This is a genomic window from Cupriavidus necator, assembly GCF_016127575.1.
Taxonomy (GTDB): Bacteria; Pseudomonadota; Gammaproteobacteria; order Burkholderiales; family Burkholderiaceae; genus Cupriavidus; species Cupriavidus necator_D.
In genome coordinates, this window is the sequence record NZ_CP066019.1 from 1684114 (window position 1) to 1701949 (window position 17836).

The window sequence follows — 17836 nt, forward strand, 5'->3', positions numbered from 1 at the left end:
GCCCGCAAAAAGTGCCGCTTGCAAGACCAGCTCCGCGATCTCCCTGCAGGGATTGCTCCATCCACTAAGCTTGACCCACGTACATGCGCAGGAGCCTCGCCATGAAGGAATCTGTCCGGCCCGAGCATGCCGATGACACCCGTACCGCCCTGTCCGGCGCCAGCCTGCGCCGGGCCTTCCTCGACCACGTCTTCCATACCCAGGGCAAGCTGCCCGGCCACGCCAGCCAGAACGATCTCTACCAGGCAGCGGCGCATACCGTGCGCGACCGCCTGGTGCAGCGCTGGATCAGCACCGCCGAGGCCTACCTGGGCCAGCCCTCGCGCACCGTCGCCTACCTGTCGGCGGAATTCCTGATGGGCCCGCACCTGGGCAACAACCTGATCAACCTGGGCATCTTCGACGAGGTGCGCGAGGCCATGGCCGCTGCCGGGCTGGATCTAGACCGCATCCTGGAGCAAGAGGTCGAGCCGGGGCTGGGAAATGGCGGCCTGGGCCGGCTCGCGGCCTGCTTCATGGATTCGCTGGCGACGCTGGAAATCCCCGCGCTCGGCTATGGCATCCGCTACGAGTACGGCATCTTCCAGCAGACCATCATCGACGGCATGCAGGTGGAATCCACCGATACCTGGCTGCGCAACGGCAACCCCTGGGAGATCCAGCGCTCAGAGTGGGCCGTGCAGGTGCGCCTGGGCGGGCACACCGAGCACTACACCGACGACCGCGGCCACTACCGCGTACGCTGGGTGCCGGCCAAGACCGTGGTGGGTGTGCCGTTTGACTCGCCGATCCTGGGCTACCGCGTCAATACCGTGAACACCCTGCGGCTGTGGCGCGCGGACGCCACCGAGGCGTTCGACTTCCATACCTTCAACCGCGGCGACTACCTGGGCGCGGTCAGCAAGAAGGTCACTTCCGAGAACCTGACCAAGGTCCTCTACCCCAACGACGAGACCAGCCAGGGCAAGGAGCTGCGGCTGGAGCAGCAATACTTCTTCGTCGCCTGTTCGCTGCAAGACATGCTGCGGCTGCTCGCCGTCGACGGCATCCCGGTGACGCGCTTCCACGAGAAGTTCGCGGTGCAGCTGAACGACACCCACCCGGCCGTGGGCATTGCCGAGCTGATGCGGCTGCTGGTCGACGACCATGACCTGCCCTGGAACGAGGCCTGGCACATCACGCAGAATGCCTTTGCCTACACCAACCACACGCTGCTGCCCGAGGCGCTGGAGCAGTGGCCGCTGCCGCTGTTTGCCCGGGTGCTGCCGCGCCATCTCGAGATCATCCTGGAAATCAACGCGCGCTTGCTGGACGAGGTGCGGATCCGCTTCTACGGCGACGAATCGCGCCTGGCACGGCTGTCGCTGATCAGTGAGTACGGCGAAAAGCAGGTGCGCATGGCCAACCTGGCGTGTGTGGGCAGCCACGCCATCAACGGTGTGGCCGAGCTGCACTCACGGCTGATGCGCGAGGACGTGCTCAAGGATTTCTACGAGATGTGGCCGGAGAAGTTCACCAGCATCACCAATGGCGTGACGCCGCGGCGCTGGCTGGCGCTGTCCAACCCGCGCCTGACGCGGCTGGTGTCGGAGGCGATCGGCGACGGCTGGATCTCCGACCTGGCGCAGCTCCGCGCGCTCGAGCCGTATGCCGAGGACGCGGGCTTTCGCGAACAATGGCAGGCCGCGCGGCACCAGAACAAGGTGGCGCTGGCCGAGCTGGTCCGCGAAACCACCGGCGTAGTGGTGGACCCGTCCTCCATGTTCGATGTGATGGTCAAGCGCATCCACGAATACAAGCGCCAGCACCTGGCGGTGCTGCATGTGATCGCGCTGTACCACCGCATCAAGTCCGACCCCGGCACCGAGATCCAGCCGCGCACCTTCCTGTTCGGCGGCAAGGCGGCGCCGGGCTACGCCTATGCCAAGCTGATGATCCGCTTCATCACCTCGGTGGCCGACGTGGTCAACCGCGACCCGCAGGTGCGCGACCGGCTCAAGGTTGTGTTCCTGCCCAACTTCAATGTCACCTACGGGCAGCGCATCTACCCGGCGGCCGACCTGGCCGAGCAGATCTCGCTGGCGGGCAAGGAAGCGTCCGGCACCGGCAACATGAAGTTCGCGATGAATGGCGCGCTCAATATCGGCACCATGGACGGCGCCAATATCGAGCTGCGCGAAGCCGTGGGCAACGACAACTTCTTCCCGTTCGGACTGACCGCGCCGGAGGTCTATGGGCTGCGTGCAAGCGGCTACGACCCTGCCGCCTACTACCACAGCAACCCGCAGCTGCGCGCAGTGATCGACCTGGTCCAGCAGGGCTTCTTCTCGCGCGGGGACCCGGGGCTGTTCCGTCCTCTGTTTGACCCGCAGCAGAGGCACGACCCCTACCTGCTGATGGCCGACTTCGCCTCCTACATCGAGTGCCAGGAGAAAGTCTCCCAGGCCTTTGCCGAACCGGCGCGCTGGCAACGCATGTCGGTGCTGTCGTGCGCGCGCTCCGGGCGCTTTTCATCGGACCGGGCGATCCGCGAGTATTGCGAGCGCATCTGGCACATCGAGCCGGTGCCGGTGCGGCTGCTGCACCGCGCCAGCGGTGCGCCCTGGCAGGTTGAATCTCCGGCGCACGCCCCGCGCGCCGCCTAAGGCGGCACTGCGGGCGTGGGCTAGCGCACGTCCGCATCGCGCAGGTAGTTTCTACAATGGCCCATGTAACAAAGCCCGCGCTGGCGCTTGCCCCCGCCAGCCCGCGGCCTCGCCAAGCGTTGTCCTGCGGGCATGGAGTTCGCATTGTGCCAAGACCGGCCATCCGGCCGGCTCTCCCTTGGCATTCCCCACGGCCGTCCCAAAGCCAGGAGCCGAATTTGCACGCCAACCCGTTTCTGCTCGCCCCCGGCGCCCGCTCCGCCATGCCCAGCCTGGCCCCGCACGACTGCTTTGCAGCGCCCACTGCCGCCGGGCCGCTGGGCCTGCCCGGCAACGACGACAATGCGCACGACTACCTGTTCGGGCCGGCTTGGTTGCCGGACGGCCGCGTGCGGTTCCGCCTGTGGGCCCCGGACGCAGCCGAGCAAGGCCAGGCGGTACGGCTGGAGATCGCCGGGCTCGGTCCGGTGCGCATGGCGGCCGGCGCCAACGGCTGGTTCGAGGCCATCGTTCCGTGCTGCAATGGGGCACGCTACTGGTTCCGGCTTGACGACGGCACCACCGTGCCCGACCCGGCCTCGCGCTGCCAGGCCGACGATGTGCACGGGCCCAGCATCGTGCCCGCGCCCGACGCCGCCGGCGCCTTTGCGTGGGCGTGTTCGGACTGGCGCGGGCGCCCCTGGCATGAAGCCATCGTCTATGAGTTGCACGTGGGCCTGTGCGGCGGCTTTGCCGGCGCGGCGCAGCAGCTGCCGCGGCTGGCGGCGCTGGGCTTCACCGCGGTCGAGCTGATGCCGGTGGCGGAGTTCCCCGGCACGCGCAACTGGGGCTATGACGGCGTGCTGCCGTTCGCGCCGGAGTCCGCCTACGGCACCCCGGACGAACTGCGCGCGCTGGTGGACCGCGCCCACCAGCTCGGCATGATGGTGCTGCTGGACGTGGTCTACAACCACTTCGGGCCGGAGGGCAACTACCTGCACCGCTACGCCAGCGCGTTCTTCCGCGCGGACCGGCAGACCCCGTGGGGGCCAGCCATCGATTTCCGCCGGCCGCAGGTGCGGCGCTTTTTCACCGAGAACGCGCGCTACTGGCTGGAGCAGTTCCGCTTCGACGGCCTGCGCCTGGACGCCGTGCACGCGATCGAGGACGAAGGCTGGCTGGCGGCGCTGCCCGGCGAGCTGCGCACCATGCTGGCCGAAGGCGACGGCGCCAGCCGCCATCTCCACCTGGTGCTGGAAAACGACAACAACGATGCCGAACTGCTGGCCAAGGGCTACGACGCACAGTGGAACGATGACGCCCACCATGCCCTGCACGTGCTGCTGACCGGCGAGGGCGACGGCTATTACTGCGACTACACCCGCTGCGCCGATGAGGGCGAGGATGCGCCCGCGGGGCGCGGCGAGCCCGCGCTGCGGCATCTTGCGCGCGTGCTGGGCGAAGGCTTTGCCTACCAGGGCGAGCTGTCGGCGCACCGCTCTGCCGCCGCGCCGGACGTGTCGTCAAGCGCGGACAGCGTGCGCCGCGGACAGCCCAGCGCGCACCTGCCGCCCACGGCCTTCGTCTGCTTCCTGCAGAACCACGACCAGACCGGCAACCGCGCACTGGGCGACCGGCTGGCCGGCCTGGCGGACCGCAATGCGCTGCGCGCGGCGGTGGCGCTGCAGTTGCTGTGCCCGCAGGTGCCGCTGGTGTTCATGGGCGAGGAAACCGGCACGCAGCGGCCCTTCCTCTACTTCACCAGCCACCCGCCCGAACTGGCGCAGGCCGTGCGCGACGGCCGGCGCCGCGAGTTTGCGGCTTCCACGGCATTCCGCGACGATGCGCGCGCCGCGGCCATCCCCGATCCCAACGACCCGGCCACCTTCGAGGCGTCGCGCCCCGAGCTGGAAGACGACGGCGACTGGACCCCGTACTACCACGAGCTGCTCGCGGTGCGCCGCCGTGAACTGCTGGACCGGCTGGCCGGCTGCCAGTCGGCCGGCGTCGATATCCTGGGGCCGGCCGCGCTGTGCGCACGCTGGCGGCTGATGGACGGCATGGAGCTGAGCCTGTGGCTGAACCTGGGCAGCGAAGCCGTGCCATGCATGCGGCCATGCCACGACATGAGCGCGGCGCTGCATGAAAGCCTGCCCGGCGCCGCGGCCGAGCTGTCCGCGGGCATGCTGCCGCCGCTGGCCTGCGTCGCCACCATGTGCGAGCCCGCAGCGGCGCGCGCCAGATAATGCCCGCCGGCTTGCCGGAATCCCTGCCAGGCAGCCATGGCGATGGCGATGGCGGCGACCATGACCTGCCCCGCGCCACCGCGCGGCTGCAGCTGCACCCGGGCTTTACCTTTGCCGATGCTGCTGCCGTGGTCGACTACTACGCCGCGCTCGGCGTCAGCCACCTGTACCTGTCGCCTGTGTGCAGCGCGCGCCCCGCCTCCACCCATGGCTACGATGTCACCGACTTCACCCGCGTGCGCGACGAGCTGGGCGGCGAGCCCGGCCTGAAAGCGCTGGCCGGGCGCGCCCGCGCCGCCGGCCTCGGCCTGGTGCTGGACATCGTGCCCAACCACATGGCGGCCGACCCCACCCACAACCACTGGTGGCGCGACGTGCTGACCCACGGACGCGCCAGCCGCTGCGCCGCCAGCTTCGACATCGACTGGACCCCGCGCGACCCCGCCCTGCATGGCAAGGTGCTGCTGCCGATACTGGGCCAGTCCTACTGGGACACGCTGGTGGCGGGCGAGCTGCAATGGGTGCCTGCAAGCGCAGACGATGCCGCCCACCTGCGCTACTTCGAGCACTCGCTGCCGCTGGCGCCGGGCAGCGTGGATGCCGCCGCCGCAACCCAGCCCGGCTGGTACGACCCCACGCAGGCCGAAGGCCGCACCCGGCTGCACGCACTGCTGGAGCGCCAGCACTACCGGCTGACCTGGTGGCGCACCGCCGCCGCGGCACTGAACTGGCGGCGCTTTTTCGAGATCAGCGATCTCGTCGGCGTGCGCGAGGAAGACCCGCAGGTATTCGACGCCGTCCACGCGCTGGTCTTCCGCCTGCTGCGCGAAGGCTGGATCGACGGCGTGCGTGTCGATCATGTCGACGGCCTGGCCGATCCTGCCGGCTACTGCCGCCGGCTGCGCGCCGAACTGGACCGGCACGCAGCCGCGCGCCCGCCGTTGCTGCGGCTGGCGCACCCGTGGCTGGTGGTCGAGAAGATCCTGGGCCCGCGCGAACGGCTGGCGCCGGACTGGCAGGTGGATGGCACCACGGGCTACGACTTCATGGACGAGGTTGCCGCCGTGCTGCACGACGGCAACGGCGAGGCGCCGCTGGGCGCGCTGTGGACTTCGGCCAGCGGCGATGCGCGCCCGTATGCCGCCCATGTCGCGGCGGCACGGCGCCAGGTGCTGGAGCGGCACCTGGTAACCGAGTACGAAGGCGCCGCCGCCTGCCTGCACGACTGCGCGAAGCAGGAGCCCGGCACGCGTGACCTGACACGCGCGGCGCTGCGGCGCGCGCTGGCCGCGCTGATGGCGGCGGTGCCCGTCTACCGCAGCTACTTTGACGCGCAACCCGGCGCACGCGACGCCACTGCCGCACAGGCCGACCATGCCATGCTGGACCAGGCCATGCAGGCGGCGCGTGCCGACCTCGCCCCGGACGAGGCCGTGGCACTGGCCTTTATCGGCGGCTGCCTGCGCACGCCAGCCCCGCCCGACAGCGAAACCGGCGTACTGCGCCGCCGCCTGCAGCAACTGATGCCCGCCCTGGCAGCCAAGGCCGGCGAAGACACCGCGTTCTACCGCTACGGGCGGCTGCTGTCGCGCAACGAGGTAGGCAGCGACCCCGGCACGCTGGCGCTGCCGCCGGCGCAGTTCCACGCGCGCATGGCGGCGCGGCGCATGGCCTGTCCTCATGCCATGCTGGCCACTGCGACCCACGACCACAAGCGCGGCGAGGACACACGCATGCGCCTGGCCGTGCTGAGCGAGATGCCCGCTGCCTGGGCCGAGGCCGTGGCGGCATGGGAACGCGCCTGCGCACCGCTGCTGTCGACGCTGCCGCAGGCCCCGGACCCCGGCGACCGCCTGATGCTGTACCAGACCCTGGTCGGCGCGTGGCCGATGGAGGACATCGGCAAGCCTGCAGGCAGCAACACCGTCGAGGCCTTCCTGGAGCGCGTGTCCGCGTGGCAGCTCAAGGCCATCCGCGAAGCCAAGCGCCACGGCAACTGGACCTGCCCCGACGCAGCCTACGAAGCCGCGTGCGAGGGCTTCCTGCGCGCCATCGCGGCGGACTGGCCATCGGGTGTGCTGGCGCATATCGGCCAGTTTGCGCAGCACATTGCCGTGGCAGGCGCCGTCAACAGCCTGGCACAGGTGCTGGTCCAGCTGACCGCACCAGGCATCCCCGACCGCTACCAGGGATGCGAAGGCTGGGACCTGAGCCTGGTAGACCCCGACAACCGGCGCCCGCCCGATTTTGCGCAACTGCGCGCGCGCCTGGGCTGCAGCGCTGGCTGGGCCCACTGGCTGGCGCACTGGCGCGACGGGCGCATCAAGCAGCAGCTGATACGCCAGGTGCTGGCAGTACGCCACGCCCATCCCCGGCTCTTTGCCGACGGGCAATACAGCATGCTGGCGGCGCAAGGCGCGCTGGTGCCGCAGGTGCTGGCCTTTGCCCGCACCGCGGATGCGCACCAGGCCATCACCGTGGTGACGCGGCTGGTGGCCACGCAGGTCGACCCGACCATGCCGCGCATCCCGCCCGCGGGCTGGGGCGACACCGCCCTGAACGTGGGCGCGCCGCAGCCGAGCCGCTGGACCGATGCGCTGACCGGCCACGTGCTGGACGCACCCATGGGCCGGCTGCGCCTGCGCGAGGTGCTGGGCGGCTTGCCGGTGGCGCTGCTGCTGCGCCAGCCGTAAGCGGCCCAGGGGCAGCGCGAACGCTCGCGGCCTCAGGACTTCTGCACCGCCGTGTGCAACACGATCGGCGTCAGCGGGCCATGGTGATGGCGTGGCGTGCCATGCGGCGCCGCCTGGCCGTGCTGCGGCGGCTGCGCGCCGTCGTGCGGCCCGCGCCTCGCCTGGCCGGGCGAAGCGCCGCGTTCCTGCGGCAGGTAGGGCCGGATCACGACGGCAACGTAATCGTCCTCCTTGGGCGTGACAACGATATACGCCAGGCCCGACATCACCAGGCCGACCTCACCGAGCTCGGTCGCGATGCGAGCCACGATAAAGCGCTGCAGCAGCAGCGGGTTGACGCTGTCGTCAATCGCAAGCGCGGCCGTGCAGATGGTCAGGAAGCAGCGCTCGACCTCGCGGCACACCACCACCACCTCATCGATGGCGTAGCCCGAGCGGCTGGCGCGCACCAGCACCGACACCCCCGAGCTGGGCGCGGCGCGGTGCCAGCCCGGCTTGACCTTGAAGCTGGGCAGGGCCAGGCCGGAGCCGGTGTCGTGGGCCACGGCATTGAAGCGCTGGGCGAAGTCCGTGGGCGTCATCGCAAGCAGCTGGCGCTCCACCGGCGCCGAAGACACCGAGACGGACGAGGCCAGGACGACGGTGGACAGGATGCTGGCTAGGTTCATGACTACCTCGCAACGGATGAGCCGCTCCCCCCCGGCTGCGCTGTCGGGCCCGGCGGCACGCGGCGCACAGGGGGCCGCCGCGGCATGGGGCCGGCGTTGCGGGCTGTGCTCGCCGGCACTTGCCGCTCGCCAGTTTTTGCCAGCATTTCCTCCACTATAGACACGACGGCACGCAATCACACGACGGCGCAAGCATCGCGCCGGTCATGCCGCGCGGGCGCTGGCAGGCTGCACATGCAGTTTCTGCCGCGGCTGTAAAAACTACGCCGTGTGCGCCGAACCGGCAGCGTCGCAAGCCGCACAGGACCCAGCTCCGCACCGGCTGCGCCGACGCCGGCGCCGGGAACGGAGCTTGCAGGTCAAAGGCAGATGCGGAGCAGGAATCGCCCTGCCCGCTGCCAAGTACAGGAGGATCGTCATGACACCACGCTTCCGCATCGCCCGCCTGGCGCTGCCTCTGGCGGTGCTGGCGATGGCCGCCTCCCAGGCCGTTGCGGCCGCCCCGACCGATGCGCCGGCGGCGCCGTCATCAACGGGCCGCACGGCCGCGCCGCGCGACACCGCAGCCGCCAGCGACCGCGCCATCACTGCCGAAGTCCAGGCCCGCCTGGCCAACGCGCGCACGCTGGACCCCGCCAGGATCCGCGTATCCACCACTGACGGCGTGGTCAAGCTGGAAGGCACCGTGCGCGACGATAAACAGCGTACGATGGCAATGGAACTGGCTCGTTCGGTGCGCGGTGTGAGCGCCGTATCCGACGAGCTGCGCGCCGGCACCGACTGACCGGCAGCGCCATGCCAACCTCCGTGGAGACGCCATGAGCACCCATCGCCAGCCCGACCATGACACCACGCGACGCCGCAGCGAGCGTCCCGACCCGCACAAGGGCGGCCCCGACACCGAACATGAACGGGGCAAGCCCGGGCGCGACCGCCGCCACGATGTCGAGCGCGAGCATGACATCCCGGATGAGAACACCGAGCCGCCTTCAGTCAGGCGCCGCGGCGACAGGCCCGATGACAGCGAAGCGCCAGTGGAGAACCACTGAATCCGCCGAGCCAACCGAACAGGAGGCACGATGAGCAAGACCGTACGTACCCACCGTATCGGCCCACGCCACGGTGACCGTGTGGGCGGCACCGCGCCCGCGCCGCGCGAAGGCGCGCAGGCTTCCGCCGGCCGCCGTTCGCGCGAGAACACCGCGTCCGGTGCCGCGCGCGCCGACGCGGGCCATATCCCGAGCACGCTCGACCCCGATCTCGAACAGGAAACCGACGATATCGACGAAGAAATCGAGCAGCGCGAGAACGAGGCCCACACCGCGCAGGATGAGGAAAGCCCGGAGGAAGAGATCGCCGATGAAGTGATGCATGCCGCCGAAGACCTGCCGGCCGAAGTGCCGGTCGACAAGGCCGACCACACCGATGAGCGCGAGGAACGCCCACCCCGCGCACCGCGTTAGCTAGCGCCCGGCAAGGACGTATCCGTGCGGCAAGACGAACGGGGGCCCCGGTGCGCCCGGAATCCCCGTCTTGATCCGGCCGGGACGCTCATCAAAGCCACCGCTATGTCGCACTGAGGTCTCCACCGTCATACTGCGGCGCTGCGGGCACCTCAAAGCGAGCCAGCAGCGGCAGGTGGTCGGAGGCGACGCGCGCCAGCGGCGAACGGTGGCTGGCCACCGACACCAGGTGCGCGCGCGGCGACACCCAGATGCGATCGAGGGCAAACACCGGCCAGCGCGACGGGAAGGTGGCGGTGTGCGGCGCATGCTCGAAATACGCATGCAGCCAGCGCAATGGCCGGCCCCACAGGAACCATTCATTGACGTCACCGAGCAGGATGGTCGGCAACGGCGGTGCGGCGGCCACGTAGTTGAGCAACTGCTGCACCTGGCGCCGGCGCTCACCGGGGCGCAGGCCCAGGTGGGTGGCAATCACGCGCAGCGCGCTCTCCCAGCCCGAGGCCGTGCACGCCAGCGTGACATCGATGGCACCGCGCGGCTCGCAGCCCTTCACCGTCAGGTCGATCTGGTTCACCGCCTGCGGCGCAAAGCGCGCCAGCAGCGCATTGCCATAGTCGGCATTGCCGCGCACGCGCGTAAATCCAGAGACCACGTGCATGCCGGTATGGCCGGCCAGGTATTCCAGGGTATGGTCGTTGCTGCTGCCGGATTCCACTTCCTGCAGCGCGACGATATCGGCGTCCAGTTCCTCCAGCACCGTTGCGATGCGGTCAGGCCGATAGCGGCGGTCCGTGCCCACGGCGCGGTGGATGTTGTAGCTGACCACCGTCATGCTGGCGATGCCGGCCGCGTCCGCCGCGCAGTGCAGCCCTGCCCGCGCGCTGGCGACCGCAGGCGTGTCGCCAGGGTCACGCGCCTGGGCAGGATTTACAAGAGGCGGTAAGTCCGGTTGCATTCGCATGGCCGGCAGCGCTGGCCGCTATGCTCAGGCGCCATCCAGGAACGGGTTCGGCTTGCCGATGCGGCGGCCGAGGTCTGGGCTTTCCCAACGTGCGCCCTCCGTGTATGGATCCGGGGCGCGCTGCATGGTCGTGCCAGGCACGCCAGGCTGCGCCGGCACGGTCGAAGGCTGGGCCTCTGGCGCGGGTGCCAGGTCGGTTCGGGTGGGGGCGTTGGCGCCCTGGGTGTACGGGTCGAACTTGTCGGTGCTGCGCGCGCCTTGCGAATACGGGTCATAGGTGCCGCGCGGCGTGCCCGGCGCCTGCGCCAGGGCGGGGATTGCGGCAGCGGCCAGGGCCACGGCCGCAAGGATTCGGCTGGGACGGATATGCTTCATGGTTACCTCCGGTTGCGCGCGATGTGCACGCCAGTAGCCATGGTCAAGCGAAAGGCGTGCCCGTACGCCCTTCGCTGCGCCAATCCCTCAGGCGATGCTCACCTTGCCTGCCACGGCATTGCCCCGTGCCAGCACCGGCACCAGCGCTGCACCGGTATGGCTGGCCGCGTTGCGCGACAAGGCCTCCGGATCGGCCGCGCCGACAATGGCGCCCCCGCCCGCACCGCCTTCGGGGCCAAGGTCGATGATCCAGTCGGCCTCGGCAATCACGTCGAGGTCATGCTCGATCACCACCACGCTGTGCCCGCCGTCCGTGAGCCGATGCAGCACGCGGATCAGGCGCGCCACGTCGGCCATATGCAGGCCCACGGTGGGCTCGTCCAGCACGTACAGCGTATGCGGCGCCTTCTGGCCACGTCGCGTGATGTCGTCGCGCACCTTGCTCAGTTCAGTCACCAGCTTGATGCGCTGCGCCTCGCCGCCGGACAGCGTTGGCGACGGCTGGCCCAGCGTCAGGTAGCCCAGGCCCACGTCCTTCATCAGCTGCAGCGGATGGGCGATGTTCGACATGGCCGAGAAGAACTCCACCGCCTCGTCGATCTCCATCGTCAGCACGTCGCCGATATTCTTGCCGCGCCAGGTGACCGCCAGGGTCTCGGGGTTGAAGCGCTGACCGTGGCAGACATCGCACGGCACCTTCACATCCGGCAGGAAGCTCATGCCGATGGTGCGCACGCCCTGCCCTTCGCATGCCGGGCAACGCCCGTCGCCGGTGTTGAACGAGAAACGCGACGCCGTGTAGCCGCGTGCGCGCGCTTCCAGCGTATCGGCAAAGAGCCGGCGAATGGTGTCCCACACGCCGATATAGGTGGCCGGGCATGAGCGCGGCGTCTTGCCGATCGGGGTCTGGTCCACCTCCAGCACGCGGTCGATCGATTCCCAGCCGGTGACGGCGTCGCAGCCATGCCAGTTGTGCTCGACATTGAGCGGCTTCCTGGCGCTCGACTTGGCTGCCTTGGCCTCATCCTTCGCAGCGTTGCGCGCGCGCCGGGTCGCCGGCGACGACAGCACCGAGCGGCCCACCGCATCGAGCAGGTTGGTCATCAGCACATCGCGCGCCAGCGTGGACTTGCCCGAACCGGACACGCCGGTAATGGCCACCAGCCGCGACAGCGGAATGCGCGCCGTCACCTTGCGCAGGTTATGCAGCGACGCGCCGTGCACGGTCAGCCATTCCGGCGGATCGGCGGGCTTGCCGGCGGCGCCGGGCTTCACCTTGCGCCTGGCCTGCAGCGGATGGATGATCGGGTGCGCCAGGAACTGCCCGGTGGTGGAGTCCGGCGCCGCCGACAGGTCGGCCACGCCGCCCTGTGCCACCAGCGTGCCGCCGCGCTTGCCCGCACCGGGGCCGATATCGATGATGTGGTCGGCACGGCGGATGGTGTCTTCATCATGCTCGACCACCACCAGCGTATTGCCCTTGTCGCCGAGCTTGCGCAGCGCGTCCAGCAGGATCTGGTTGTCGCGCGGATGCAGGCCGATGGTGGGCTCGTCCAGCACGTAGCAGACGCCCTGCAGGTTGCTGCCCAGCTGCGCGGCCAGGCGGATGCGCTGGGCCTCGCCGCCAGACAGGCTGGGCGCGGCACGGTCCAGGCTCAGGTAGCCCAGCCCCACTTCCTCCAGGAACTGCAGGCGGCTGCCGATCTCGCTGATGACATCGCGGGCGATCTCGGCATCGCGCCCCGTGAGGCGCAGGCCATCGACCCAGCGGCGGGTATCGGACACGGTCCACTGCGCTACGTCGACGATTGCATTCTCGTCGAAGGTCACCGCGCGCGCGACCAGGTTCAGGCGCGTGCCGTGGCAATCCGGGCACGGCGTGTCGACCACGCCTTCGGGCTCCTGCTCTTCCGACGGCAGGCTCTGCTCGCGGCCGCGGTTGTCTTCCACCAGCACGGTATCGTCGAACGCCGCGCGCTGCTCACGCGTCAGTGCCAGCCCGGTGCCCACGCAGGTGGTGCACCAGCCGTGCTTGCTGTTGTACGAGAACATGCGCGGGTCCAGCTCAGGGTAGCTGGTGCCGCACACCGGGCAGGCGCGCTTGGTCGAGAACACCTTGACCTCGCCCACGTGCGCGGTGCCGCCGTTGTGCATGGCGTGGTGCAGGCCGTCCAGCGGCGCCAGCAGGTGCATCACGCCCTTGCCGGCCTCAAGCGTCTGCGCCAGCAGCGCGCGCAGCTCGGCCTCGTTCTCAGGCGAGACCACCAGGTCGCCCACCGGCAGCTCGATGGTGTGCTCGCGGAAGCGGTCCAGCCGCGGCCACGGGTCGACCGGCAGGAATTCGCCATCGACACGCAGGTGAGTATTGCCGCGCGCCTTGGCCCACTTGGCCAGGTCGGTATAGACCCCCTTGCGGTTGACCACCAGCGGCGCCAGCAGCCCCACGTGCTGGCCGCGATGGTCGCGCAGCAGCTGGGCGGCAATCGACTCCGGGCTCTGCGAGGTCACCGGCGCGCCGTCATGCACGCAATGCTGGATGCCCAGCTTGACGTACAGCAGGCGCAGGAAGTGCCAGACCTCGGAGGTGGTCGCCACCGTGCTCTTGCGGCCGCCGCGCGACAGGCGCTGCTCGATCGCCACCGTCGGCGGGATGCCGTAGACCGCATCCACCTCGGGCCGGCCCGCCGGCTGCACGATGGAACGCGCATAGGCATTGAGCGACTCCAGGTAGCGGCGCTGGCCTTCGTGGAACAGGATGTCGAAGGCCAGCGTCGACTTGCCCGATCCGGACACACCGGTGACCACGTTGAACTTGCCGTGCGGAATATCGACGTTGAGCGCCTTCAGGTTGTGCTCATGCGCATTGACGATGCGCACCACGTCCTCGCCCTCGACCTCGCGGCGCGCGCGCCGTGCCTGCAGCGCGGCCTGCAGCGGCACGCCTTCGATCTCGGCGCGCTCGGCGGCCAGCGTGCCGGCTTCGCCGAGCGCCGCGTCATAGTGGATCAGCGCCTGGCCGGTATGCGATTCGGCGCAGCGCTTCACGTCTTCCGGGGTGCCGGTGCAGACCACGCGCCCGCCGGCGTCGCCGCCCTCGGGGCCAAGGTCGATCAGCCAGTCCGCGGCGCGGATCACGTCCAGGTTGTGCTCGATCACGATCAGCGAATGGCCGCCGTCCAGCAGCTTGCCGAAGGCGCGCATCAGCTTGGCGATATCGTCGAAGTGCAGGCCCGTGGTCGGCTCGTCGAACATGAACAGCCGGCGCGGGATGGCGCTGGGCCGGGTCCGCGACGGCGTGGCCTGCACCGCTTCGGCGAGGAAGCCGGCCAGCTTCAGGCGCTGCGCCTCGCCGCCCGACAGCGTCGGCACCGGCTGGCCCAGCTTCATGTATTCCAGGCCGACATCGACGATGGGCTGCAGCACGCGCAGCACCGCGGGGTCGGCGGCAAAGCAGGCGGCCGCTTCGCTGACGGTCAGCTCCAGCACGTCGGCAATGCTCAGCAAGCGCGGCGGCTGGCCGGGGGCGGCACGCTCGATCTTCACTTCCAGCACTTCGGGGCGATAGCGGGTGCCGTCGCAATCCGGGCAGCGCAGGTAGACATCGCTCAGGAACTGCATCTCGACATGCTCGAAGCCCGAGCCGCCGCAGGTCGGGCAACGCCCGTCGCCCGAGTTGAAGCTGAAGGTGCCCGCGGTGTAGCTGCGCTGCAGCGCCATCGGCGCCTTGGCGAAGATCTTGCGGATCTCGTCGAACGCGCCCACGTAGCTGGCCGGGTTGGAACGCGCGGTCTTGCCGATCGGCGACTGGTCGACAAAGACCACATCGTCGACCAGGTCCGCGCCGGTCAGCTGGCGGAACGCGCCCGGCGACTCGGTGGCCTTGCCGAAGTGCCGCGCCATGGCCGGATGCAGCACGTCCTGCAGCAGCGTGGACTTGCCCGAACCCGACACGCCGGTCACGCACACCAGCCGCTGCAGCGGGATCTCGACCGTGACGTCCTGCAGATTGTGCTCGGTGGCGCCTTCCAGCACGATGCGCGGCAGCTTGGCATCCACCGGTCGGCGCTGCCAGTGCGAGGCATCGGCCACGCGGCGGCGCCCGCCCAGGTACTCGCCGGTCAGCGTGCCGGCATTGCGGATGTCCGCCGGCGTGCCGTCGAAGATGATATTGCCGCCGCGCTCGCCGGGGCCCGGGCCCATGTCGATCAGTCGGTCGGCAGCCAGCATCACGGACGGATCGTGCTCAACCACCACCAGCGTGTTGCCCGCATCGCGCAGCCGGTGCATGGCCTCGACAATGCGGTTCAGGTCGCGCGGGTGCAGGCCAATGCTGGGCTCGTCCAGCACGAACAAGGTGTTGACCAGCGAGGTACCCAGCGCCGTGGTCAGGTTGATACGCTGCACCTCGCCGCCGGACAGCGTGCGGCTCTGGCGGTCCAGCGTCAGGTAGCCCAAACCCACGTCGCACAGGTATTTCAGGCGCGTGCGCACCTCGGCCAGCAGCAGCTTGAGGGCATCGTCCAGCATCGCGCTGGGCAGGGTCAGCTCGTCGAAGAAACGGCGGATGCGCTCGATCGGCAGCAGCATCAGGTCATGCACGGTCAGGCCGGGCAAAGCCTCCAGCCGGGTGCGGTCCCAGTCCACCCCGCGCGGCAGGAAGCGGCGTGGCGGCGCCAGCACGGCGTCGGCATTGTCCTTCGAGCCCAGGCGCCACAGCAGCGACTCGGTCTTCAGGCGTGCGCCGCCGCAGGTTTCGCACGGCGTGTAGCTGCGGTACTTCGACAGCAGCACGCGGATGTGCATCTTGTACGCCTTCGACTCCAGGTAGTTGAAGAACCGCATCACGCCGTACCAGTGCTTGTTCCACTGGCCGGTCCAGTCCGGCGAGCCATGGATGACCCAGTGGCGCTCGGCCTCGGTCATCTCCGCCCAGGGGGTGTCGCGCGGAATGCCGGCCTTGCCCGCGTAGCGCATCAGGTCGTCCTGGCACTCCTTCCAGGCCGGGGTCTGCATCGGCTTGATCGCGCCCCCGCGCAGCGTCTTGCGCGCGTCGGGGATCACCAGGCCAAGATCGACGCCGATCACGCGGCCGAAGCCGCGGCAGGTCTCGCACGCGCCGTAGGCGGAGTTGAACGAGAACAGCGCCGGCTGCGGGTCCGCATAGCGCAGGTCGCTGTCGGGGCTGTGCAGGCCGGTGGAAAAGCGCCATACGGGGCCCTCGTCGCCGTCAGCCAGCACATAGATGTTGACGCGGCCGCCGCCGCGCTTGAGCGAAGCTTCGATCGCCTCCACCACGCGCACCTTCTCCGCATTGCCGATGCGGAAGCGGTCCGCCACCACATCGAGCAGCTTGCGTGCGCCGGTGGGCGACTGCACCACGCGCTGCGCCTGCACGCGCGTATAGCCGCTGACCGACAGCCACTGCTGGACCTCATCGTCGGTGGCGGACTCGGGCAGTTCGACCGGGAAGGTCACCACGAGGCGCGCGTCGTGATGCGGCTGGCCCTCGGCCGTGCGCGCCAGCAGCTCGGCGTAGATGGTTTCGGGCGAGTCATGGCGCACCGGCAGCGCGGTCTGCTTGTCGAACAGCTCCGCCGCGCGCGCATAGAGCAGCTTCAGGTGGTCATTCAGCTCCGTCATCGTGCCCACCGTCGAACGCGAGCTGCGCACCGGGTTGGTCTGGTCGATGGCGATGGCGGGCGGCACCCCGTCCACGCGCTCCACCTGGGGCCGGTCCATCCGGTCCAGGAACTGGCGGGCGTAGGCGCTGAAGGTCTCGACGTAGCGGCGCTGGCCTTCGGCATAGAGCGTGTCGAACACCAGGCTGGACTTGCCCGAGCCGGACGGCCCGGTCACCACGGTCATCTCGCCGGGGCGCAGGTCGAGATCGACATTCTTGAGGTTGTGCTGGCGGGCGCCGCGAATGCGGATTAGCTGCTTGCTCGACACGATTTCTCTTTTCGAATCAGGACGTTAAGGAGGAGACCGGGGACGGTCCGACCACTGTACATCCATACAGTCTATCAGGTTGGAAAAGAATTGGTATCGATCACGTCGCACGGAATCAGACAAGTGACGGTGCGGTGCGAGAGGCGAGCGGCTTTCATGACCGTTCGCGCCAGGCCAAAGCCTGACTTTCGCTGCATTGCTATTTATCGATTACCGATATACGATATGATTCAGTCATTCAGATGTTCCGACACCGCTGAACTGTTCGCGGGCCGCTGTGTACCGCGCTTCGGCAATATCCGCGCCGTGGCCGAACGCAAGCTGCGGCTGCTGCAGAGAGCGTCGACGCTGGAGTTCCTGCGCTCCCCGCCGGGCAATCGCCTGCAGTTGCTGACCGGCGACCGCAAAGGCCGCTACAGCATCCGCATCAACGAGCAATGGCGAATCTGCTTCATCTGGACCCACGACGGCCCCGCGGTCGTTGAGATCATCGACTACCACTGAGGAAGACAGACATGGTTCGCTTCAAGGACGGCATGCGTCCCATCCACCCGGGCGAAATCCTGCGCGAGGATTTCCTGGTACCGCTCAACATGAGCGCCAACGCCCTGGCCCTCGCGCTGCGCGTGACCGCGGCGCGCATCAACGACATCGTCCGCGAGCAACGTGGCATCACGCCGGACACCGCCCTGCGCCTGGCGCGCTATTTTGGCGGCGATGCGCAGTCGTGGCTGAACCTGCAGCTGGACTATGACCTGAAGGTCGCGCAGCGCGACCACGGCGAGCGCATCATGGCGGAAGTGGCGCCGCGCGATGCCGCGGCGGCCGGTCAACCGGCCGCTGAAAAGTAGAAA

General features: G+C 69.3%; 12 protein-coding genes. 8 read left to right on the forward strand and 4 right to left on the reverse strand.

The window, feature by feature from the left end; genetic code table 11:
* The first annotated feature begins 101 nt into the window (after window positions 1–101).
* From I6H87_RS26665 to treY, 3 genes are all read left to right on the forward strand, one after another.
* Window positions 102–2645: a glycogen/starch/alpha-glucan phosphorylase gene (locus I6H87_RS26665; protein ID WP_011617310.1), complete on the forward strand. Its 2544-nt coding sequence runs from the start codon at window positions 102–104 to the stop codon at window positions 2643–2645.
* A gap of 218 nt (window positions 2646–2863) precedes the next feature.
* Window positions 2864–4870, forward strand: coding sequence for a malto-oligosyltrehalose trehalohydrolase (treZ, locus tag I6H87_RS26670; protein WP_011617311.1), 2007 nt, complete (start codon window positions 2864–2866; stop codon window positions 4868–4870).
* Window positions 4870–7563 carry a malto-oligosyltrehalose synthase gene (treY, locus tag I6H87_RS26675; protein ID WP_011617312.1) on the forward strand — a complete coding sequence of 898 codons (2694 nt, stop codon included), beginning with the start codon at window positions 4870–4872 and terminating at the stop codon, window positions 7561–7563. Before treZ ends, treY begins: the two co-directional genes overlap by 1 nt.
* A gap of 32 nt (window positions 7564–7595) precedes the next feature.
* On the opposite strand, the gene I6H87_RS26680 is transcribed toward treY, so the two are convergent.
* Window positions 7596–8231 carry a hypothetical protein gene (locus tag I6H87_RS26680; protein WP_010814551.1) on the reverse strand — a complete coding sequence of 212 codons (636 nt, stop codon included), beginning with the start codon at window positions 8229–8231 and terminating at the stop codon, window positions 7596–7598.
* Between the two features lie 418 nt (window positions 8232–8649).
* Between I6H87_RS26680 and I6H87_RS26685 the strand changes: the two genes are divergently transcribed.
* Genes I6H87_RS26685 through I6H87_RS26695 form a run of 3 tightly spaced genes read left to right on the forward strand, consistent with a single transcriptional unit; the run spans window position 8650 to window position 9694 of the window.
* The gene (locus I6H87_RS26685) at window positions 8650–9015 is read left to right on the forward strand and encodes a BON domain-containing protein (RefSeq protein WP_010814552.1); all 366 of its coding nucleotides are present in this window, start codon (window positions 8650–8652) and stop codon (window positions 9013–9015) included.
* A gap of 34 nt (window positions 9016–9049) precedes the next feature.
* On the forward strand, window positions 9050–9280 hold the full coding sequence (locus I6H87_RS26690) for a hypothetical protein (RefSeq protein ID WP_010814553.1): 231 nt from the start codon (window positions 9050–9052) through the stop codon (window positions 9278–9280).
* Between the two features lie 30 nt (window positions 9281–9310).
* Entirely contained in the window at window positions 9311–9694 is a 384-nt protein-coding gene (locus I6H87_RS26695; protein ID WP_010814554.1) for a hypothetical protein, read from the forward strand.
* A 103-nt stretch (window positions 9695–9797) separates the two neighbouring features.
* Here the strand turns inward: I6H87_RS26695 and I6H87_RS26700 are convergent, their stop codons facing one another.
* The 3 genes from I6H87_RS26700 to uvrA form a co-directional block, all read right to left on the reverse strand.
* Window positions 9798–10658, reverse strand: a complete 861-nt coding sequence (locus tag I6H87_RS26700; protein WP_041688123.1) for an endonuclease/exonuclease/phosphatase family protein — start codon at window positions 10656–10658, stop codon at window positions 9798–9800.
* 24 nt (window positions 10659–10682) lie between these two features.
* Complete coding sequence (locus I6H87_RS26705) at window positions 10683–11033, reverse strand: hypothetical protein (RefSeq protein WP_010814556.1); 351 nt, start codon at window positions 11031–11033, stop codon at window positions 10683–10685.
* Window positions 11034–11120: 87 nt separating this feature from the next.
* On the reverse strand, window positions 11121–16982 hold the full coding sequence (gene uvrA, locus I6H87_RS26710; protein WP_011617314.1) for an excinuclease ABC subunit UvrA: 5862 nt from the start codon (window positions 16980–16982) through the stop codon (window positions 11121–11123).
* 225 nt (window positions 16983–17207) lie between these two features.
* Between uvrA and I6H87_RS26715 the strand changes: the two genes are divergently transcribed.
* The gene (locus I6H87_RS26715; RefSeq protein ID WP_010814558.1) at window positions 17208–17486 is read left to right on the forward strand and encodes a type II toxin-antitoxin system RelE/ParE family toxin; all 279 of its coding nucleotides are present in this window, start codon (window positions 17208–17210) and stop codon (window positions 17484–17486) included.
* 11 nt (window positions 17487–17497) lie between these two features.
* A complete protein-coding gene (locus I6H87_RS26720; protein WP_010814559.1) occupies window positions 17498–17833 on the forward strand; it encodes a HigA family addiction module antitoxin in 336 nt (111 codons plus the stop codon).
* Window positions 17834–17836 lie beyond the last annotated feature (3 nt).

Excerpts from the sequence above, each read along its gene's own strand:
- I6H87_RS26665 (WP_011617310.1), top strand. The coding sequence starts at position 102 with ATGAAGGAATCTGTCCGGCCCGAGCATGCCGATGACACCCGTACCGCC.
- treY (WP_011617312.1), top strand. The coding sequence starts at position 4,870 with ATGCCCGCCGGCTTGCCGGAATCCCTGCCAGGCAGCCATGGCGATGGC.
- I6H87_RS26680 (WP_010814551.1), bottom strand. The coding sequence starts at position 8,231 with ATGAACCTAGCCAGCATCCTGTCCACCGTCGTCCTGGCCTCGTCCGTC.
- I6H87_RS26685 (WP_010814552.1), top strand. The coding sequence starts at position 8,650 with ATGACACCACGCTTCCGCATCGCCCGCCTGGCGCTGCCTCTGGCGGTG.
- I6H87_RS26690 (WP_010814553.1), top strand. The coding sequence starts at position 9,050 with ATGAGCACCCATCGCCAGCCCGACCATGACACCACGCGACGCCGCAGC.
- I6H87_RS26695 (WP_010814554.1), top strand. The coding sequence starts at position 9,311 with ATGAGCAAGACCGTACGTACCCACCGTATCGGCCCACGCCACGGTGAC.
- I6H87_RS26700 (WP_041688123.1), bottom strand. The coding sequence starts at position 10,658 with ATGCGAATGCAACCGGACTTACCGCCTCTTGTAAATCCTGCCCAGGCG.
- I6H87_RS26705 (WP_010814556.1), bottom strand. The coding sequence starts at position 11,033 with ATGAAGCATATCCGTCCCAGCCGAATCCTTGCGGCCGTGGCCCTGGCC.
- I6H87_RS26715 (WP_010814558.1), top strand. The coding sequence starts at position 17,208 with ATGATTCAGTCATTCAGATGTTCCGACACCGCTGAACTGTTCGCGGGC.
- I6H87_RS26720 (WP_010814559.1), top strand. The coding sequence starts at position 17,498 with ATGGTTCGCTTCAAGGACGGCATGCGTCCCATCCACCCGGGCGAAATC.